General features: G+C 69.2%; 16 protein-coding genes. 9 read left to right on the forward strand and 7 right to left on the reverse strand.

Features of this window, described 5'->3' with window-relative positions:
- The 7 genes from DZA62_RS26315 to DZA62_RS26345 form a co-directional block, all read left to right on the forward strand.
- On the forward strand, positions 1-1,537 hold a 1,537-nt coding region (locus DZA62_RS26315; protein ID WP_198664212.1), incomplete at its 5' end, for a LamG domain-containing protein.
- 166 nt (positions 1,538-1,703) lie between these two features.
- Positions 1,704-2,741, forward strand: a complete 1,038-nt coding sequence (locus tag DZA62_RS26320) for a LacI family DNA-binding transcriptional regulator (protein ID WP_198664213.1) — start codon at positions 1,704-1,706, stop codon at positions 2,739-2,741.
- 248 nt (positions 2,742-2,989) lie between these two features.
- Positions 2,990-5,056 (forward strand): alpha-galactosidase, encoded by a 2,067-nt coding sequence (locus DZA62_RS37005; RefSeq protein ID WP_408619708.1) that lies wholly within the window; start codon positions 2,990-2,992, stop codon positions 5,054-5,056.
- Positions 5,056-5,964, forward strand: coding sequence for a carbohydrate ABC transporter permease (locus tag DZA62_RS26330; RefSeq protein WP_116951932.1), 909 nt, complete (start codon positions 5,056-5,058; stop codon positions 5,962-5,964). Before DZA62_RS37005 ends, DZA62_RS26330 begins: the two co-directional genes overlap by 1 nt.
- Before the next feature lie 10 nt (positions 5,965-5,974).
- Positions 5,975-6,928, forward strand: coding sequence for a carbohydrate ABC transporter permease (locus DZA62_RS26335; protein ID WP_116951933.1), 954 nt, complete (start codon positions 5,975-5,977; stop codon positions 6,926-6,928).
- Positions 6,929-7,034: 106 nt separating this feature from the next.
- Positions 7,035-8,360, forward strand: coding sequence for an ABC transporter substrate-binding protein (locus tag DZA62_RS26340; RefSeq protein ID WP_116952063.1), 1,326 nt, complete (start codon positions 7,035-7,037; stop codon positions 8,358-8,360).
- 212 nt (positions 8,361-8,572) lie between these two features.
- Positions 8,573-11,938 (forward strand): OmpL47-type beta-barrel domain-containing protein, encoded by a 3,366-nt coding sequence (locus DZA62_RS26345; protein WP_116951934.1) that lies wholly within the window; start codon positions 8,573-8,575, stop codon positions 11,936-11,938.
- A 125-nt stretch (positions 11,939-12,063) separates the two neighbouring features.
- On the opposite strand, the gene DZA62_RS26350 is transcribed toward DZA62_RS26345, so the two are convergent.
- From DZA62_RS26350 to DZA62_RS26375, 6 genes are all read right to left on the reverse strand, one after another.
- Positions 12,064-13,644 carry an ABC transporter ATP-binding protein gene (locus DZA62_RS26350; RefSeq protein ID WP_198664215.1) on the reverse strand — a complete coding sequence of 527 codons (1,581 nt, stop codon included), beginning with the start codon at positions 13,642-13,644 and terminating at the stop codon, positions 12,064-12,066.
- Between the two features lie 2 nt (positions 13,645-13,646).
- On the reverse strand, positions 13,647-14,456 hold the full coding sequence (locus tag DZA62_RS26355) for an ABC transporter permease (protein ID WP_116951936.1): 810 nt from the start codon (positions 14,454-14,456) through the stop codon (positions 13,647-13,649).
- A complete protein-coding gene (locus tag DZA62_RS26360; RefSeq protein ID WP_116951937.1) occupies positions 14,453-15,460 on the reverse strand; it encodes an ABC transporter permease in 1,008 nt (335 codons plus the stop codon). Before DZA62_RS26360 ends, DZA62_RS26355 begins: the two co-directional genes overlap by 4 nt.
- A gap of 27 nt (positions 15,461-15,487) precedes the next feature.
- Positions 15,488-17,080, reverse strand: a complete 1,593-nt coding sequence (locus tag DZA62_RS26365; RefSeq protein WP_116951938.1) for an ABC transporter substrate-binding protein — start codon at positions 17,078-17,080, stop codon at positions 15,488-15,490.
- A 69-nt stretch (positions 17,081-17,149) separates the two neighbouring features.
- Complete coding sequence (locus DZA62_RS26370; RefSeq protein WP_116951939.1) at positions 17,150-17,578, reverse strand: hypothetical protein; 429 nt, start codon at positions 17,576-17,578, stop codon at positions 17,150-17,152.
- Positions 17,579-17,611: 33 nt separating this feature from the next.
- Positions 17,612-18,151, reverse strand: coding sequence for a cucumopine synthase-related protein (locus DZA62_RS26375; protein WP_116951940.1), 540 nt, complete (start codon positions 18,149-18,151; stop codon positions 17,612-17,614).
- Between the two features lie 258 nt (positions 18,152-18,409).
- On the opposite strand from DZA62_RS26375, the gene DZA62_RS26380 reads away from it, so the two are divergent.
- Complete coding sequence (locus DZA62_RS26380; protein ID WP_198664216.1) at positions 18,410-19,105, forward strand: IclR family transcriptional regulator; 696 nt, start codon at positions 18,410-18,412, stop codon at positions 19,103-19,105.
- Between the two features lie 14 nt (positions 19,106-19,119).
- Here DZA62_RS26380 and DZA62_RS26385 read toward each other — a convergent pair whose 3' ends face one another.
- The gene (locus tag DZA62_RS26385) at positions 19,120-19,602 is read right to left on the reverse strand and encodes a Scr1 family TA system antitoxin-like transcriptional regulator (protein WP_269813934.1); all 483 of its coding nucleotides are present in this window, start codon (positions 19,600-19,602) and stop codon (positions 19,120-19,122) included.
- Between DZA62_RS26385 and DZA62_RS37335 the strand changes: the two genes are divergently transcribed.
- Positions 19,568-19,693, forward strand: coding sequence for a hypothetical protein (locus DZA62_RS37335; RefSeq protein WP_269813937.1), 126 nt, complete (start codon positions 19,568-19,570; stop codon positions 19,691-19,693). The two genes, DZA62_RS26385 and DZA62_RS37335, sit on opposite strands and share 35 nt — an antisense overlap.
- Positions 19,694-19,717 lie beyond the last annotated feature (24 nt).

Raw genomic sequence — 19,717 nt, forward strand, 5'->3', positions numbered from 1 at the left:
CTTCGGCAACGCCGTCCAGTTCAACTCCGGCACGGCGAGCCAGTACGCCGCGCTGCCGACCGGCGTGGTCAGCGACCTGACCGGCGACTTCACCATCGCCACCTGGATCAACCGGCCCGCCACCGGCCAGGAGTGGTCGCGGATCTTCGACTTCGGTTCGGGAACGGGCGTCAACATGTTCCTGACACCGAACGCAGGCGGGGCTCCGGGCCTGCGCTACGCCATCAAGCCACAGGGCGCCTCCGAACAGCAGGTCAGCTACAACCAGGAGGTCCCCGCCGGGTGGCACCACGTGGCGGTGACGCAGTCCGGCAACACTGCGACACTGTGGCTCGATGGCGCCGCGGTCGCGACGAACACGAACATGACGTTCAAGCCGTCCGCACTCGGCGAGACGACCCAGAACTGGCTGATTCGGTCGCAGTACGCCTCGGATCCGTACCTGAACGCGACGCTGGACGAGTTCCACATCTACAACAGCGCTCTCGGCCAGGCTCAGATCCAGGAACTCATGGCCGGGCCGGCCGGTGAAGCCGGCGGCAACGTCGTCGCCTACGACTTCGACGAGACCGGTGGCGCCACCATCGTGGACTCGTCGGGTCAGGGCAACGACGCGGCCATCGCGGTGAACAACTCGGTCGCGAACTGGACCGACGTCACCGTCGACCTCGAACCGTCCGAGGGCAGCACCCAGCTCTACCTGGTGTTCCCCGGCGCCGAGGCCAACGTGAACTGGCTGCACTTCAACGCCGGCCCCGGCGTCCAGGTGCCGACAGTGTCGGCGAGTGTGGCGCCGGCTGAGCCGGATGGTCTGGACGGCTGGTACGTGACGGCGCCGGCGGTGACGTTGTCCGCGGATGATTCCGGGGCCGACATCGAGTATCGCGTGGGCGAGGGGGAGTGGTCGGCCTATGCCGGGCCGGTGACCCTCGATCAGGACGGTACGTACTCGGTCGAGTACCGCGCGACCAATGCGGCCGGGACGTCGGAGACCGGCACGGTCGAGGTGGCGGTCGACCTGACTGCGCCGGAGACCGCGACATCGGTCGAGGGTGATCTCGACGGCGACGTCTACCTGGGGTCGGCGACGCTGACGCTCGCCGCCACGGACGCGGCGTCGGGTGCGGTCGAGACGCATTACCGGCTGGCCGGCGACGCCGAGCACACGGTGTACTCGGGCCCGGTCACGTTCGATCCGGCTGAGGTGTATGAGGTCGAGTATCGGTCTGTGGACGCGGCGGGCAATATCGGCGAGTGGGAGCAGCTGACGATCGTGGTTGCCGACACGACGGTGATCATCGGCGGCATCGACTCCGGTGTCGCGAACCGGGCGGTGTCGAGTGGCACGACGATCAATGACCTCATCCTCGACGAGCAGCCGTGGAGCAGCCGCGGCGCGTTCCTGCGGCATGTCGACGAGGTCGTTTCTCAGCTGCGGGCCGACGGCGTCATCACGGCGCGTGAGGCGAGCAGCATCCGGCGGGCCGCCGCACAGAGCGACGTCGGAAGGAGTGGCTCGGGCTTCTTCCTCGAGTGATGAGGAGCTGACCGGGCCGGCTGAGCCGGCTCGCTGACCAGATCCAGGGTGGCCCGGGGGGACTCTCCTCGCCCCGGGCCACCCTGCTGGTGCGTTCACGAGCGGGTGAGTCCGGTCCTGCCGCATGGCGCCGTCGCGGCGCTACGGCCGGGATACCCTTCTGCGCATGGTGCAGCAGGGGACGCCGTCTTCCATGCCCGCTCATCAGCCGCCTGTGCTCGCCGACGTGGCCGCGGATGCCGGCGTCAGCGTGTCGACGGTGTCCCGGGTGCTCACCGGTCGTACCCCCGTGAGCGAGAAGCTCAAAGCGCGGGTCGAGGCCGCGGTCGAGCGGCTCGGCTATCGGCCGAACGCCGCGGCGCAGACGCTCGTGAGCGGCCGCCGGTCGACGGTCGCGGTGCTGGCTCGCAACACGCTGCGCTTCGGCTACGCCGCGACGATCCAGGGCATCGAGGAGGCCGCGCGCACCGCCGGGATGGTCGTCAACATCGCCGTCGTCGAGTCCGACGACTCCGCCGAGATCCGGCGCACCATCGATCTCGTGCTGACCCAGGCGCTCGCGGGCGCCATCGTCATCGAGTTCGACTCGGTCGGCATCAAGACCCTGGAGGCGCTGCCGTCGTCGGTCCCGGTCGTCGCGGCCGCCGGTGCGCGACGCAGTGGTAGCGGTCGTCCCCATGCCTTCCTCGACGACGCCGAGGGCGGTCGCCTGGCGACGGAGTACCTGCTCGGTCTCGGGCACCGGACGGTGCACCACATCGCGATCCCGACGACGCGGGTGCGAAGTGGCCGGACGGAGGGCTGGCGCCAGGCTCTCGCCGCGGTCGGCGCGCCCGTGCCCGAACTCGTCCAGGCCGACTACTCGCCGGCCTCTGGATATCGTGCCGCCCAGCGGCTGATCGGCCGCACCGACGTCACGGCGATCCTGTGCGGCAACGACGAGCTCGCCATCGGTGTGGCGCGCGCGTTTCAGGAGAGGGGGGTCGGCATCCCCGACGAGGTGAGCCTGGTGGGCTTCGACGACCAGCCGTTCGCCGAGATGTGGATGCCGGCGCTCACGACGGTCGCACAGGACTTCACCGATCTCGGCCGCCGCACCTTCGCTCTCCTCGACGAGTGGATACAGACGGGCAGCCGTCCCGCGGACTCTGCCGTGATGCCCGATCTCGTCATCCGGGACAGCGCGGCACCTCCTCGCGGCTGACTCGGACAGGGCCGGCCGCGAATCCCTTCACGGAGTCTTGACCAACGTTTGCAGAGCCGCCTATGGTTTGACCAACGTTTGCAGGCTCTCGAAGTGGCGAGCAGGAGGCAGGGTCCCGAGTGAGCACGACTCTTCCCGATGAGGACACCAGAGGCTCACGTGACGGCGCCACTCGGCCCGAACGCGTGCAGCTCTCCGCCAGTGGTGTCGCCCTGATCCTGGCGTTGCCCGCGGACTCCCTCCCGATTGTGGTCCATTGGGGAGCGGACCCGGGCCACCTGGACGACGGGAGGCTCGCTTCGGTGGAGCAGGCGTCCTTGGCGCCGCTCGCCACGAACGGCGTCGACTCCCGGGTGTCCGTCTCGATCCTGCCGGAAGGTGCCCGCGGGTGGACGGGGACGCCGGGGCTGGTCGGCCATCGCGCCGACGGCAGCGGCTGGTCCCCACGCTTCCGAACCACCTCCGTCGACTGGGAGAGCCGCCCCGGACAGGGCGGTCACGTCGAGGTCAACGGATCCGACCCGGTCGCCGGGCTCACGGTCCGCGTGTACATCGAACTCGTGCCCGCCGGTCTGGTGCGGGCGCGGGCCGAAGTCACGAATGTGGGACCGAACCCCTACACGCTCGAGGCGTTCCAACTGGCCCTCCCGGTTCCGACGCGGGCGGCGGAGGTCGTCGACCTGGCCGGCCGGTGGGCCAAGGAGCGGGTCCCGCAACGGCGTCCGTTCACGGTGGGTGCGCACACCCGTGAGGGCCGGCACGGCCGCACGGGCGCGGACGCTCCGACGCTGCTCCTCGCGGCCGAGGACGGCGTCGACTTCGACCGTGGGGACGCCTGGGGTCTGCACGTCGCTTTCAGTGGCAACCATCGCCACAGTGCGGAACGCGGGTTCAGCGGCGAGCGCCTGCTCTTCGGCGGTGAGCTCCTGCTTCCGGGCGAGATCGTGCTCGACCAGGGCGGCTCGTATCGAACGCCTTGGTTGTTCGGCTCGTACGGTCATGGCCTCGACGAGGTCGCGGCACGGTTCCACCGTCATCTCCGCGCCCGGCCCCATCACCCGCGCGGACCACGGCCGGTCGTGATGAACGTCTGGGAAGCCGTCTACTTCGACCACGACCTCGCGCGGGTTCTCCCGCTCGTCGATCTCGCCGCTCGTGTCGGCGTCGAGCGGTTCGTACTCGACGACGGATGGTTCGGTTCGCGGCGAGACGACCGTAGCGGTCTCGGTGACTGGGCCGTGGCCGACTCGGTGTGGGGCGGCGGCCGATTCAGCGAGTTGATCGCCGCGGTGAAGTCGCGGGGCATGGAGTTCGGGCTGTGGTTCGAGCCCGAGATGGTGAATCTCGACTCCGACCTGGCCCGTGCGCACCCGGAATGGGTGCTCCAGGTCCCCGGCCGGCTTCCAGTTGAGGCGCGGCATCAGCAGGTGCTCGATCTCACCTACCCGGGGGCGTTCGCGCACGTGCGCGACAGCATCGTGTCACTGGTCCAGATGCACGGGATCGACTACATCAAGTGGGACCACAACCGCGATCTCGTCGATGCGGGATCGACCCGCAGCGGTCGTGCGAACGTGCACGAGCAGACACTCGCCGCCTACCGGCTCCTCGACGAGATCAGATCGGCATGTCCGAGTCTCGAGATCGAATCGTGTTCGTCCGGTGGCGGCCGGGTCGATCTGGAGATCCTCGAACACACCGACCGGGTGTGGGCGTCGGACTGCATCGACCCGCACGAGCGTCAGCAAATCCAGCGCTGGACGGCGCAGCTGCTGCCGTGGGAGCTGATCGGCAGTCACATCGGAGCCGAACAGGCTCACACGACGCGCCGGAAGAACGACCTCGGCTTCCGTGCAGCGACGGCGATCTTCGGCAGTCTGGGAATCGAGTGGGACCTGAGCGAAGCCTCGGAGGACGAGCTCGATCGGGTCGCCGCCTGGGTGTCGTTCTACAAGTCGGTTCGGCATCTGGTCCACACGGGCACGACGATCCGTCGTTCTCTCGAGGACGGCGATCTGTGGCTCACCGGCGCGGTCTCGCCGAACCGCGAACGCGCGCTCTACCAGGTGGTCCTGCGGCAGCGTCACGTCACGTGGCCGGTGGGTGCGGTGCGCCTGCCCGGGCTCGATCCGGACCGCTCGTACGCCGTACGCGCGGTGGGACCGGACGCCGACGTCCCGTTCGATCCGCGCATCCACCCGGAGTGGTGGGGGAGCGGCATCGAGCTGAGCGGTTCCGTGCTTGGCGCGATAGGCATTCAGATCCCCGCGCTGGATCCCGATCACGCCGTCACGTTCTCCGTGGAGGCGGTGTGATGGCGGCCGCGCCGGGCACGGCGCCACGTACCCGCGGGCGTCCACGCTCCGATCTGAGGATCGCGCTGCTGTTCATCGCCCCGGCATCCGTGGGGTATGTGGCCTTCTATCTGATGCCGGCGTTGCGGGGTTTGTGGTTCAGCTTCACCGACCAGAACCTCATCGGCACGGGCGACTTCATCGGGACCGCGAACTACGAGCGCATGTTCGGCGACGATCTGTTCTGGAACGCGCTCTGGGTCACGGTCCAGTACGTGCTGATCAACATCGGCGTCCAGATGGTGCTCGCCATCGCCGTCGCCGTGCTGCTGCACCGGCTCACGAGGTCGGTCGTGATCCGCGGCATCGTGTTGTTGCCGTACCTGGTGGCGAACGTCGTGGTCGCCCTGGTGTGGTTCTGGATGAGCGACTACTCGATCGGCATCGTCAACGTGGTGCTCGAGGAGATCGGCCTCGATCGGGTGGCCTTCTTCGGCAACCCGGCCACCGCCATCGCGACCATCGCGCTCATCAACGTGTGGCGTTTCCTCGGCTACACAGCGCTGCTGCTCTTCGCGGGGCTCCAGATGATCCCTCAGCAGTACTACGAGGCGGCGGCGCTCGACGGCGCATCGGAGTGGCGCATGTTCTGGAGGATCACGCTGCCGCTCCTGCGGCCGGTTCTGGCGCTGGTGCTCGTGATCAGCGTGGTGGGGAGCTTCCAGATCTTCGACACGGTGGCGGTCACGACCGAAGGCGGGCCCGTCAACGCCACCCGGGTCATCTACTACTACATCTACCAGCAGGCATTCGAACGGTTCGACCTGGGCTATGCGAGTGCGATCGCGGTCTTCCTCGTGGTGCTGCTCGCCGGGATCGCCTACTTCCAGCTCAAGATCATGCGCTCCGACCGTTCGGACCTGGCGTGAAGGGCTCAGGATGAGCACCACTCACCTCGTCGACGTCGAACCGACGTCCAGCGACCGGCCGAACGGCGAGCCGACGCCGCGCGCGCGACGCCGTCCCAGCTGGGGTCGCGTTCTCGCCTGGGCGGTGCTCATCGCCGTGATGATCGTGACGCTGTTCCCGTTCTACTGGATGTTGCGCACCGCGTTGTCCAACAACAACGCCCTCTACGCCGATCCCGGGAGCCTGCTCCCCGTCGACCCGACCTGGGGCGGCTTCCGCCGGGTCTTCGGGTTGGCCAGTGCGGAGGAGGCGGCGGCCGAGGGCGGGACGACCGGATCGATCCACTTCTGGTTGTACCTGCGCAACTCGGTGATCGTCGCGACGGTGATCACCGCGGGTCAGGTCCTGTTCTCCTCCATGGCCGCCTACGCCTTCGCGCGGCTGCACTGGAAGGGCAGGGACACGGTCTTCTTCCTCTTCCTCACCGCGCTGATGATCCCACCAATCTTCGTTCAGTTGCCGAACTTCATTCTCATCCGTGATCTCGGCCTCCTGAACACGCTGGCGGGCGTCATTCTGCCCTTCTTCTTCATGACGCCGTTCGCGGTCTTCTTCATGCGCCAGTTCCTGCTCGGAATTCCGCGAGAAATCGAGGAAGCCGCCATGATCGACGGCGCGGGACATGGGCGCATCTTCTTCGGAGTCCTGCTGCCGATGTCGTCGACCCCGCTGGTGACCCTCTCGCTGCTGACCTACATCACGGCCTGGGGTGAGTATTTCTGGCCGCTGCTGGTCGGGCGCGCCGACGAAGCGCGGGTCCTGACCGTCGCGCTCGGTGTCTTTCGTGCACAGACGCCACAGACCGGGCCGGACTGGGCCGGTCTCATGGCGGGCGCGCTCATCGCGGCACTCCCGGTTCTCATCCTCTTCGTCGTCTTCGGGCGGAGATTCGTGCAGAACCTCGGTTATTCCGGCATCAAGTGATTCAGGCGCCGAGCCCGAAGATCAGCTCGCGCCGACCCATCTGGGAAAGGAACGAACTGCAATGTCGCACTCCCATCCTCTCCTCGCGCGAACCGGCCGCGGAATCATGTTGGCGTCGGCCGCCGCTCTCGTCCTGGCGTCGTGCTCGAACGAATCCGATTCGTCCGAGCCCGCGGCGGAAGGCGCCGAGATCACTTACTGGCTCTGGGACTCGAACCAGCAGCCCGCGTACCAGCTGTGCGCCGACCAGTTTGAGTCCGAGACGGGGATCTCGGTCACCATCGAACAGTACGGGTGGGCGGACTACTGGCAGGGCCTCACCACCGGGTTCGCCTCCGGTACCGCGCCCGACGTCTTCGCGGACCACCTGTCCTACTATCCGGAGTTCGTCGCGCAGGGCCAGCTGCTCGACATCTCCGACCGTGTCGAGGCGGACGGCGTCGACCTGTCCATCTACCAGGACGGCCTGGCCGACCTCTGGGTGGACCAGGACGGCGGCCGGTACGGTCTTCCGAAGGACTTCGACACCGTCGCGCTCTTCTACAACGAGCAGCTGGTGACCGAGGCCGGCTACACCGCCGACCAGTTGGCCGAGCTGACCTGGAGCCCCGATGGTTCGGGCAGCTACGACGAGCTCATCGCGGCCCTGACCGTGGACGCCAACGGCGTCCGGGGGAACGAGGCGGGCTTCGACCCGGACAACGTCGCCGTGTACGGCCTGGCGCTCAGCGGGAACGGGCTCAACGCGTCCGGTCAGCAGACGTGGGCGCCGTACGCGCTCGGCAACGACTGGTACTTCGGCGACACGACGCCGTGGACGACGCAGTGGAACTTCGACAGCCCGGAGTTCGCGGAGACCATCGAGTGGTACAAGAGCCTCCAGGACCGTGGTTTCATGCCGTCGGTCGACATCGCCCTCTCCGAGCTCGACCCGCTCAACGGGTACCTCGCCGGGCGCTATGCGCTCGTCACCGACGGCAGCTGGATGAACACGTCGTACCTCGGCCAGACCGACGTCCCGACCCTTGTCGCGCCGAGCCCCATCGGCCCGAGCGGCGAGCGGGCTAGCGTCTTCAACGGCCTGTCGGACGCGATCTGGGCGGGCACGGATGAGCCCGACGCCGCGTGGGAGTGGGTCAAGTACCTCGGATCGGCGGCATGCCAGGACGTCGTGGCCGAGAGCGCGGTCGTCTTCCCGGCCGTGAAGACCTCGACCGAGATCGCCACTCAGGCATTCGCGGACAAGGGCTGGGACGTGACTGGTTTCACGGTCCAGGTCGATGAGGGGACGACCGCCCTCCTCCCGATCGCCGACCACTGGTCCGAGATCAACGACACCGTCTCGGCCGCGGTCGAGTCCTACCTTCAGGGCAGCGCCGACGCGTCCGCCTTCACGCAGGCGAACGACCAGGTGAACGCGCTGTTCGAGTGAGCCGGTGGTGGCCGGAAGCGCGCCCGGCCACCACCTCCGGAGGCCTGTGGGTGTCCGGCAGGTCCGCAGCCATCGGGACGGGTGCCGCAGCGCTCGTCCCGAGGCTGCTGGACGCTGCCTGCTCGCCGGCCGACGGGGACGCATGAAGGAAACCCCAACCCCAAAGGAGTGGAATCCCAATGCCACCAAGTACCGGAAGACGCGCAGGAGGGATGCTGGCGGCCGCGCTCGTGGCGGCAGGAAGCCTCACCTTGGCGCCGCCCGCCTCGGCGGCGGCTGAGACGATCGCCGTCGACTTCGCCGACTCGACGGGGGCGCTGCACGGAGGCGCGGCCGGTTACCTCTACGGTCTCGGCGACCCGGGCGTGCCCACCACGTCCGTCGTCGCGGGCGCGGGCGTCAAGCACGTGACCCAGATGCCCGAGGGCGGTCTGCAGCACCCCAACGGAGGCGCGCTCACGAACGCGCCGGACTTCTTCCGCTCCGGCGGCGAAGAGATCTACATCAACATCCAGGACGACTACGCCCAGTGGCCTTACAACGGGAACACCCATCCCGGCCAGGCCGCCTACCTCGAGGTCGTGGAGAAGGTCGTCCAGCGGGTCGCCGACGCGACCGACCCCGACGACTACGACCGGTACGTGTTCACGCCGTTCAACGAGCCGGACTGGATCTGGTATGGAAACTGGGCGGCCACGCGTGCGCAGTTCCTGTCCGACTGGGAGGCGTCCTACCACCTGATCCAGGAGATCATGCCCGGCGTCCGCGTCGCCGGAATCGGGCTGGCCGGCTGGAACGCCCAGCGCATGCAGGACTGGCTCACCTTCGCCCGGGACCGGAACGTGCTTCCGGACATTGTGACCTGGCACGAGCTGGACGATCCGGACCTGCGCGACTTCCCCGCGCACCTTGCGCAGTACCGCGGCATCGAGGATTCCCTCGGTATCGACGACATCCCGATCAACATCAACGAGTACGCGGGTCAGCGCGACACCGGCGTCCCCGGCCGCATGATCCAGTGGCTGTCGATGTTCGAGGGCGCGAAGGTCGATGCGCAGGTCGCCTACTGGTCGCAGTCGGGCAACCTCGACGACCACGTCGCCGAGGTCAACGGCGGTAACGGAGCCTGGTGGCTGCTGAAGTGGTACGCGGATCTCACCGGCGACACCGTCCGTCTCACCCCGCCCGTCGCGCATCAACCCGGCACCCTGCAGGGGATCGCGACGTCCGACGAGGACGCGCAGATCGCCACCGTGCTGCTGGGCGGCGGCAGCACCGATGTCCAACTGGACTTCACCGGCCTCGACGCCGCCGTCTTCGGCACCGAGGTCGACCTTCAGGTCCAGCGGACCCAGTTCTCCGGCCAGGAAGGCTTCGCCGAGCAGCCGCCGGTGATCCAGTCCGAGCGCATCACGCTCGACGGTGACGGCGGTGGCAGCGTGACGGTCCCCAACAGCGACCGCATGGACGCCTACCGCGTGCTGATCACGCCAGCAAGGGGCGCGGCTCCCCTGGTCGACGCGGCGTGGCAGATCCGCACGGAAGCCGAGGCGACCGCCCTGGCGGGAGGCGCCACGGTGACCACCCTGGCGGCGAACGCCCAGGCGACCTCCGGCCAGGCCGACGTCCGTGGCTTCACGAACGCCGGCGCCTCCGCGACCTGGACGGTCGAGGTTCCGCGCGACGGCACGTACCTGCTCGGCATCCAGTACGGGACGAACGACCGCCCCGACGGGACGAACATGAAGTCCGGGCGGCACGCCCTCTTCGTCGACGGAGCGTTCGGGCAGATCGTCCAGTACACCTCGACCCTGCGCGTCACCTACAAGGGGCGCGTCGAAGTGCCCGTCGAACTCACGGCGGGTACGCACACGCTGTCGCTGCGGGCCGGCCAGGACGGCGTGACCGCACTCCCGGGCAGCAACATCGCGCTCGACCGGTTCGACCTCACCGAGGCCACCGCTCCGGAGTCCGCTAGCTACCCGGGACCGCTCGCACGGCTCTCCGGCGACACCACCGTGACCTGGGGAGACGGTCCCTTCGGGGGCGACGTCAGGTTCGGCGCCGACGGCGAGGCGGCGTTCTACCTCGGTGCGGCGGACGACGGCTACTACGACGTGACGCTCGAGTACACGACGGACGGTGCGCAGGACCTGAGCGTCGCACTCAACGGCCGCACGATCGACGGCGTGGCCGCCACGGCCGCAGGGACCTGGCAGAGCACGCTCACGGTGCATGCCGCCAAGGGCATCCAGGAACTGACGGTCGCCGGCGAGGGCGTGCGCGTCCGTGGTGTCTCCGTCGTTCGCAACGATGTGGCGGACGAGAACGTCACGACGATCCAGGCCGAGGATGCCTCCGTCGTGAAGTCGGCTGGTGTCACGATCGAGAACCCGGCGACGTCGTATGCCACCTACGGATCGAACGCCCAGGGACAGTTCGTCGGCTGGTTGTCGGCGGGACGGACGCTGACCATCCCGCGGCCCGCCACGGCGGACGCCGGGCAGTACAACTTCCTGGTGCACTTCGCCAACGCGACGCGCAACACGTCGCACCCCTATAACACCGACGGCATCAGCCGGCAGGCCGACATCACCGAGGTCGGCGGCGAGACGACCGCCACGGGGTACTTCCGGTACAACTACAGCTACTACAACTTCTGGTGGCAGAACGTGCCGCTCGACCTCGTGACCGACGACGGCGCTATCGTCGTCGGCAATCCTCGAGGCGACGCCCCGAACATCGACGCGTTTCAGTTGGCTCCTCTCGTGGTGGCTCTGACGAATGAGCCGCTCGACGAGGTCGAGATCCCGGCGGTGTCGGCCGCTGTGGCACCGGCGGAGCCGGACGGTCTGGACGGCTGGTATGTGACGGCGCCGGCGGTGACGGTATCCGCCGACGATCCTGGCGCCGACATCGAGTACCGGGTCGGCGGCGGGGAGTGGACGGTCTACAGCGGGCCGGTCACGCTGGACGAGGACGGCACGCACACGGTCGAGTACCGCGCGACGAACGAGGCGGGCACGTCGGAGGTCGGCACGGTCGAGGTGGCGGTCGATCTGACTGCTCCGGAGACCGCTGCGACGCTGGATGGCGAGCTCGATAGTGACGTCTACCTGGGGCCGGCGACGCTGACGCTCGCCACCTCGGATGTGGCGTCGGGTGTGGTCGAGACGCAGTACCGGCTGGCCGGCGGAGCCGAGCACACGGTGTACTCCGGTCCGGTGACGTTGGATCCGGCGACGGTGTACGAGGTCGAGTACCGTTCCGTCGACGCTGCGGGCAACGTCGGCGACTGGCAACAGCTGACGATCGCGGTCGCGGAGACCATGGTGATCGTGGGAGGCGTCGACTCAGGTGTGGCGAACCGGACGGTGTCGAGCAGAGTGACGATCAACGATCTCATCCTGGACGAACAGCCGTGGAGCAGCCGGGGCGCGTTCCACCGCCACGTCACCGAGGTGACCGGCCAGCTGCGCGCCGACGGCGTCATCACCGCACGCGAGGCGAGCAGCATCCAGCGCGCCGCCACCCAGAGCGACGTCGGGAGGTCAGGGCCTCGCGTCCCCCTCGAGTGACGGCGAGGTGACCGAGACGGCTGCTCGCTGACCAGAACCAGGGTGGCTCGGGGGACTCTCCTCGCCCGAGCCACCCTGCTGGCGCGATCGACGACACCGCTGGACGGCTGACCCGGCGGCGAGGTTCAGCCTGTGACGGTGAGCAGCCGGCGGGTGTACTCGTGCTGGGGTGTGGCGAGCACATCGGGGGTGGGGCCGGCCTCGACCACTGCGCCGTCGCGCAGGACGAGGGTGCGCTGGGCGATCGTGCTAACGAGTGGCAGATCGTGGGTGATGAACAGCATGGTCAGGCCGTCGGACTGCAGGCCGGTCAGCAGCTGGACGATCTCGGCCTGGACGGAGAGGTCCAGCGAGGACGTCACCTCGTCGCAGATGAGGATCCGGGGGCGGCAGATCAACGCCCGGGCAAGTGCGACCCGTTGGCGTTCGCCGCCGCTGAGCGCGTGCGGCTGTGACCGTAGGTGGCGGGTGGACAGTCCCACGCGTTCCAGCGCGGCCGCGGCGGCGTCGGCCGCCTCCGGGCGCGACATGCCCAGCACCAGTTCGGCGGCCAGGGCGACCGAGCGGCCGGCGGTCCGGCGCGGGTTGAGCGAGCCGAACGGGTTCTGGAAGACGTACTGCAGCGCGCGCAGCTGGGTGAGGTTCCGTCGGGACACTGACCGCGCCAGCACCTCGCCGTCGAGGCGCACTGTGCCGTCGTAGGAGGTGTGCAGGCCGGCGACGGTGCGGGCGATGGTCGTCTTGCCGCTGCCGGACTCGCCGACGAGCGCCACGCACTCGCCGGCATCGACCGTGAAGCCGACGTCGGAGGTCACCGCGACGCCGGCGTGCCGGGCGGTGAGCGCGTCGACCGCGAGCACCGGGCCAGTGGCCGCGTCTCCCGGCGACGGGCCGGGCCAGTGGCGCGCGAGAGCGGCGCCGACCGGTGCCGGCACGGCCGCGAGCAGTGTCCGCGTGTACTCGTGCCGCGGCTCGGCCGCCACCCGCGCCGTCGGGCCGTCGTCGACGATAGCGCCGCGGTAGACGACGATCAGCCGGTCCGCCGTCTCCATCAGCAGCCGCAGGTCGTGGCTGATGAACAGCACGCTCGCACCGGCCGAACGGCTCAGATCGTGCACCAGCCGGACCACGGCGGCCTTGGTGGCGGCGTCCAGACCGGTCGTCGGCTCGTCGAGGACGACGACGGCGGGGCGCAGCACGAACGCGGTGGCGATGGACACCCGCTGCTGCTGGCCGCCGGAGAGCTGGTTGGGGTAGCGGCGCAGGAACGCGTCGTCGTGCGGGAGGCCGACGGCGCCGAACGCGGCGGCGATGCGGCGGCGTTGCTCGTCACGATCCCCGATGCCGTGCGCGCGCAGTACTTCGCGCAGGCCGGCGCCGACGCGCAGCCCCGGGTTGAGCGCGGTGGCCGGGTCCTGGGGGACGTAGCCGACGACATCGCCGCGCAGCCGGCGCAGTTCCTCGCGGCCCGCGCCGATCAGCTGGTGGTCGCCGACGGCGACGCTTCCGGCGGTGACGGAGAGGCCGGGGCGGGCGAACCCGAGCGCCGACAGGCCGAGGGTCGTCTTGCCGCTGCCGGTCTCGCCCGCGATGCCGACGAACTCGCCGGGGCCGACGGTGAGGTCGACGCCGTGCAGGACCTCGCGCCGGTCGTCGGTCGCGTGGATGCGCAGCCCGCTGATCGCGATCCCGGACGCCTCGCTCACCGTCACCTCACCGCCAGTGCGCGGACGGTGCCGCCGCGCAGGAGATTGACGCCGATCAGGAACACGCCGGTGCAGATCACCGGCGCGAGCACGGCCCATGGCTGGATGGTGAGGCCGCCCTGGTTCTCGTGGATCATCCGGCCCCACTGGGTGTCGGTGGAGCCGAATCCCAGGTAGCTCAGCGAGGCGAGGACGACGACGGAGATGGCGAGCCGGATGCTCAGCTCGAGTAGCACCACGCCCGCGATGTTCGGTAGCACCTCGCCGGTGAACAGCCGCCGCCGGGACGCGCCCAGGGTGCGGGCGGAGTCGTAGTAGTCCTGGGTGACGACGCGTTGGGTCGCGGCCCGGACCACCCGGGCCGACTGCGGGACGTGCACGATGCCGACCACCAGGACGAGCGTCAGCGGCGTCGCGCCGAGCCGGGTCAGCACCAGCAGGGCGATGACGATCTGCGGCAGGACGATCACCGTGTCATTCAGCGACAGCACCAGGTCGGCGACCCGCCGGGACGCGCTGGCCAGCGCCACGCCGAGGAGCACGCCGGCGCCGACGCCGAGCGCCGCGGCGAGGATGCCCTGGAGCAGGAAATCACGCCCGCCGGCGAGCAGCCGCGCGAGCACACTGCGGCCCATGACGTCGGTGCCCAGCGGCGCATCACCGCCCGGGCCCTGGAACGGTGCGCCGACGAACTCGTCCGGGCTCCCGGCCAGCGCGGGGCCGGCGAACGCGACGAACAGCGTGGCGGCGGTCATCAGCGTCCCCGCGACGACGCTCGGTCGCCGGACCAGCTGCGTGGCGACGGCGCTCACGTCAGTGCCGTCCGCAGCCGCGGGGTGAGCAGGATCCCCAGCACGTCCGCGACCAGGTAGACGACCAGCGCCACCGTCGCCAGCAGCATGGCGATGGCCTGGACGACGGGGATGTCGCGGTTCGCGACGGCGGCCGTGAGTGCGGACCCGACGCCCGGGAAGGCGAAGACGTTCTCGACGGCCACGATCCCTCCGGTCAGGTAGATCAGGGTGGTGCCGGCGACCTGGAGGCCCGGGCCGACGGCGTTGGGCAGCGCATGCCGCCACAAGATCCGCCGCTCCGCGACCCCGCACAGCCGGGCCCAGGTGACGTGCTCGCTGGTGAGCTCGTCGGTCATGGTGGTGCGGATCGACTCGGTGAAGTAAGGCAGCGAGCCGATGACGAGGGCCAGGACCGGCAGGACCAGCAGGTCCGGCTGCTCCCAGGCCGGTACGGCGGGGTCCAGGATGGACGTGGGGGCGAACAGCCGCCAGACGTTCGTGGCCAGCAGCACGACCACGAGGATGGCGATGATGAACTCCGGCAACGCCAGGATGAGCAGCACCGAGCCCGACACCACGCCGTCGACGACACCACCGGGACTGCGGGCGGCCGCCACCCCGAGGGCGACCGCCAGCGGAATGAGGATCACGGCGGTGAGCACCACGATGGTCGCCGAGTTCGCGACCCGGGTGCCGACCAGATCGGCGACCGGCGTGCCGGACGTGAGCGAGGTGCCCAGGTCGAACGTCACCAGGCCGCCGATCCAGTCGAGGTACTGGGCCACCACGCCGCGGTCCAGGCCCAGCTGCTCGCGCAGCCGAGCCACCTGGTCGTCGGTGGCGGTCTGGCCGAGCACCTGCCGGGCGACGTCGCCCGGCAGCGCCTGGGTAAAGAAGAAGACCACCACCGAGACCACGAACAGCATGGCGACGCCGAGCAGCAGCCGCCGCAGCACGTACCGCGCCACAGGCGAGAGCGCCAGCGTGATCGCCGTGCCCCGCCGCAGGCTCGTCGTCGTCATGCTCACCACCGTTCCGAGTGGGATCCGTCAGCCGTCGAACCGGAGCGAGGAGAAGTTGTAACCCACGGGCCCGTCGGAGTTCGGGTAGGCCTCGAACCCGGTGACGGTTGTGCTGTGCGCCGTGATCGAGTTGAGGAAGACGGCGACGACGTAGGCGCCGCGGTCGTACTCGATCGCCTGCATCTGGTGCACCAGCTCGGTCCGTTCGGCGTCGTCGACGGTGCGGACGGCCTGCTGGTACAGGGCGTTGTACTCGTCGTCCTGCCAGTGCGTCGCGTTGTACGGAGCGTTGTCGACGATGGTGAAGGCCGCCTGGTCGAAGATGCTGAGGAAGCCCCAGAAGGACAGCGAGAGCGGGTAGGTGCCGTAGGCGTCGCCGTAGTACGTGGCCGAGTCGACCTCGTTGAACGTGATGCGGAAGCCGGCTTCGGCCGCCTGCTGGACGAGCACCTCGTTCTGCCGCGTGGCCGTCGGCTGGATCGGCGCCGCGGTCAGCTCCACGTCCACGCCGTCCGGGTAGCCGGCCTCGGCGAGCAGTGCGCGTGCCTTGTCGAGGTCCTGTTCGCGCTGCGCCAGGGTGTCGTCGTACGCCGGATCGGTGGGGCCGAAGACGTCGTTGCCGACGCTGGCGTGGCCGGCGTAGACCTGCTCGACGATCTGGTCGCGGTCGACGGCCAGCCGGAGTGCCTGACGCACCCGGGGGTCGTCGAACGGCTCCTGCTCGACGTTCATCTGCCAGGTGAGAGTCCCGGTCGTGGCGTACTCGAAGACGTCGAACCCGTCGCCGCCGGACTCGACGATCGGGATGAGCGTCGGGTCGATCGCCGACGCGACGTCGATCTGCCCGCCGATCAGCGCGTTCGCCTCGGAGGTGCTGTCCGGGAAGCTGATCACCTCCAGGGTGTCGACGTACGGCTCGTCCTCGACGAAGTAGTCGTCGTTGGCGGTGAACGTGACGCGGGTGCCCGGCTCCATGGCGCCGAGCTTGAACGGGCCCGACCCGATCGGGGTGGCGGGATCGAAGCTCGCGGGGACGATCGCGGTGGTGGGCGAGGTCAGAGCGTCGGGGAAGGTCATGGTCGGGTAGCCGAGTTGGAAGTGCACGGTCTTCTCGTCGACGACCGTGACCCGCGCGGGGTCGATGAACGGCAGCGAGCTGGCCGGCGGCAGCTGCTCGCTGAACCAGCGCTGGACGGTGGCGACGACGTCGTCGGCGGTCACCGGGGTGCCGTCGTGCCAGACCGCGTCGCGCAGGACGACCGTCCACGACGATGCGTCTGCGGGGTCGGGCTCCATCGACTCGGCCAGCCGCATCGCGACCTGGCCGCCGGTGCCGTACTCGACGAGCGTGTCGAACAGCTGGCGGGCGATGACGTAGCCGCCGGTCGTCGTCGCGGCCGCCGGATCGAGCGAGTCCGACGTGGACAGCGACGGGACGCCGACGCGCAGGGTGCCGCCCTCGGCGGCAGCGGTTCCGGACGACGATTCCTGGCCGGTCGGGCCGGTCGAGTCCGAACCTCCGCCGCAGGCGGCGGCCAGGACCAGCGTGAGAGCGGCGGCGAGGGCGGCGCGGGCGGCCGAGGCGCGACGGCGCGCTCGGCGAGGGTGTGGTGCTCGCATGGGCAGCTCCTTGACGAGACCGTGGGCCTGCCTGGCAGGCCCACGGTGGAGTCCGCGGTGCGTGGAGACTCAGTTCTCCACGAGTGACAGCCAGACCCGGGCGCCGGGCTCAAGCCAGGTCTTGATTCCGATGAGTTCGAGCTGGTCGGCACCCTCGACGACCCGGCCGATCCCGGAGACGGGCAGCGGCTCCGGCGGGATGTCGGTGCCGTACATGATGGAGATCTGCTGGCGCGGGCCGTAGTACGAGACCATGCCGCGCACGTCGGTCTCGCCGGCGTTCGCCTGCTCGACGAGGTCGTCGGGGTAGAACATGTTCTCCCAGTCGGCCAGGATCTTCGTCTGCATCAGAAGCAGGTCACCGGTGAGCTTGCCGTGCTGCAGGTAGGTCGCGAACGGCAGCGCCTCGCGGATCGCGGCGGCCAGCTGCGGGACCTTGTCGCCCCAGATCTCGATGACGGCCACGTCCTCGCCGGCGAGATTGAAATTGATCTTCATGGAGTGCTGCTCCAGTGCTCGGGGTGGGCCGGGTCAGGCGGTCGCGGTGTCGGCGACCCGCTGGAGCGGGTTGACCCGCTTGAAGCCGTTGATGAGGCCCCAGGGGAAGGCGATGTCGACCCAGCCGTGGATGCGGTTGAAGTACGTCATGGCCGCGCGCGTCAGCTCGGCGAACTCGTCCAGCGTGGTCGCGGCGAGGATGCCGCCCACGTAGAGCTTCATGACCGAGCCGGCCTCGGGCAGCCCGACGTAGTCGAACATGTTGCCCTTGTACTGGCAGATCTCGTCCATGTAGGAGACGAGCGTGGCCAGGTCGGTCTCCGGCTTGGTGGTGGCGGTCCGCCACGCGAACCAGAGCACCTCGTCGGTGACCGTGCGCAGTTCGTTCTCGGCGAAGATCAACGTCGAGAGGTAGTTGTTCTTGGCGCCCGTGCCGCGCGGCACCTCGCCGCGGCTCAGCGCGAGCACTTCCGCCGGTGGCGTCTCCCACACCCGGTCCCGTTCGGCGTCGATCTGGGCGACCGTCGCCTCGACCGATGCCACGGAGGTGCGGACCTCTGCCTGACTGACCACGTCGCCCTCTCCTCTGCTCTGGTGACTGGTGCTGCGGAACGCTACGGAGCGCCGACAAGGATTGTCAATGGATGCAAGTCGATGTCACTCTATGAAAGAGTGGCGTCGTGTGGCGCAGCGAGGCGCCGCCAGAACCCGGGGACACATGGTGGCAATCATCCGGACATCTGAAGCTCGTCGGCCGGCCTGCGGCGACACATTCGACTTTCATTCTGTGGTGGTGTGTAACATCTCGTGATCAGAACACCAGGAGGGTCTGTGGCGAAGGCAACACCGGACGACAACGCTGGCAGCTCGACCAAGACCGTCGATCGCGCCCTCACGCTCCTCGTGACCCTGCTCGAGGGCCGGTCCGGCACGACGCTCACCGAACTGGCCCGCGCGACCAACCTCTCGCCCAGCACCGCCTCGCGGCTGCTCGCCACCATGGCCGGCCACCAGCTCGTGGCCCGCGGCGTCGACGGACGGTTCCGGGCCGGCTCCCGGATGAAGCAACTGGCGGCGGCCACGCTGCGCGAGGAACCGCTCTACGAGCTGGCCGGTCCGCACCTGCACGAACTGGCCACCGAGACGGGCGAGACGTCCAGTCTCGCGGTCGCCGCCGAGGAGGACCGCGTGCTCTACCTGCGTCAGGTCGCCAGCTCGCACCGGGTGCACGCCGCCGACTGGACCGGCCGGACCATACCGCGCTCCGGCACCGCTCTCGGCGCCGCGTTGGACGGCACGTCCAGCCCCCGCGGCTACGTGACGTCGCGCCGGCCCGACAGCGACATCGTCGCCGTGGCGGCCCCGGTCATCGGGCGCGACGGGCACATCGTCGCCGGGCTGAGCATCAACGCCCCCGCCTACCGGACCTCCAACGCCGACCTCGACCGCTACGGCAAGTCGATCGCCCGCCACGCCGTCACCCTGTCCCTCGCGCTCGGTGCCCCCGCCGACATCGTCGGCCGCTGAGCGACCTCGCTGTTCTAGTCTCTCGGGGCGACCGATTCATGCGGCGGCACACTGCGGTGGTGACGTGCAATGAGCGTGGTCACGGCCCGTTCGGACGGAGGATCACCGACGGTCATCACGGTGGTGATGAGCTCCCGGTCATCTGCGCCGTTGACGGCGGCGCGTACCTGGTCGGCGACGACTTTGGCGTGGGCTCCGCAGCTTGGAGGAGTCGGTGGTGTGGAGGTGAAGGTCTCCGCACGCACCAGCTTCTCGTCGAACATCCAGAAGCCGTGCACGGGCATCACGGGATACGCGGCGTCGAGCGGGACGATGCCCAGGCGAACTCTGCGCATCGTTGACGCGGCCACCAGTCGATCGAGCTGGTCTTCCATGATCGCAGGTGGACAGAGCCGGTATCGCAGAGCGGCATCCGTCATGACGATGTGGAATCGTCGGCCGGGTGTGTGTACGCCCCACGAGGTGAGCGCCTCACTCGGCGATCTGCTGGTGCGCACGCGCGCGTCTGAGGTCCTCGCCAGCGCGAGCACCTACGATCGCGATGGTCTCCACAGCATCGACGACTTTCTCACGTCGATGCGGAAATGAGGAGCCAACTTACTCAGGGAGCGC

Origin of the sequence: Jiangella endophytica (assembly GCF_003427025.1) — a bacterium.
GTDB lineage: Bacteria > Actinomycetota > Actinomycetes > Jiangellales > Jiangellaceae > Jiangella > Jiangella endophytica.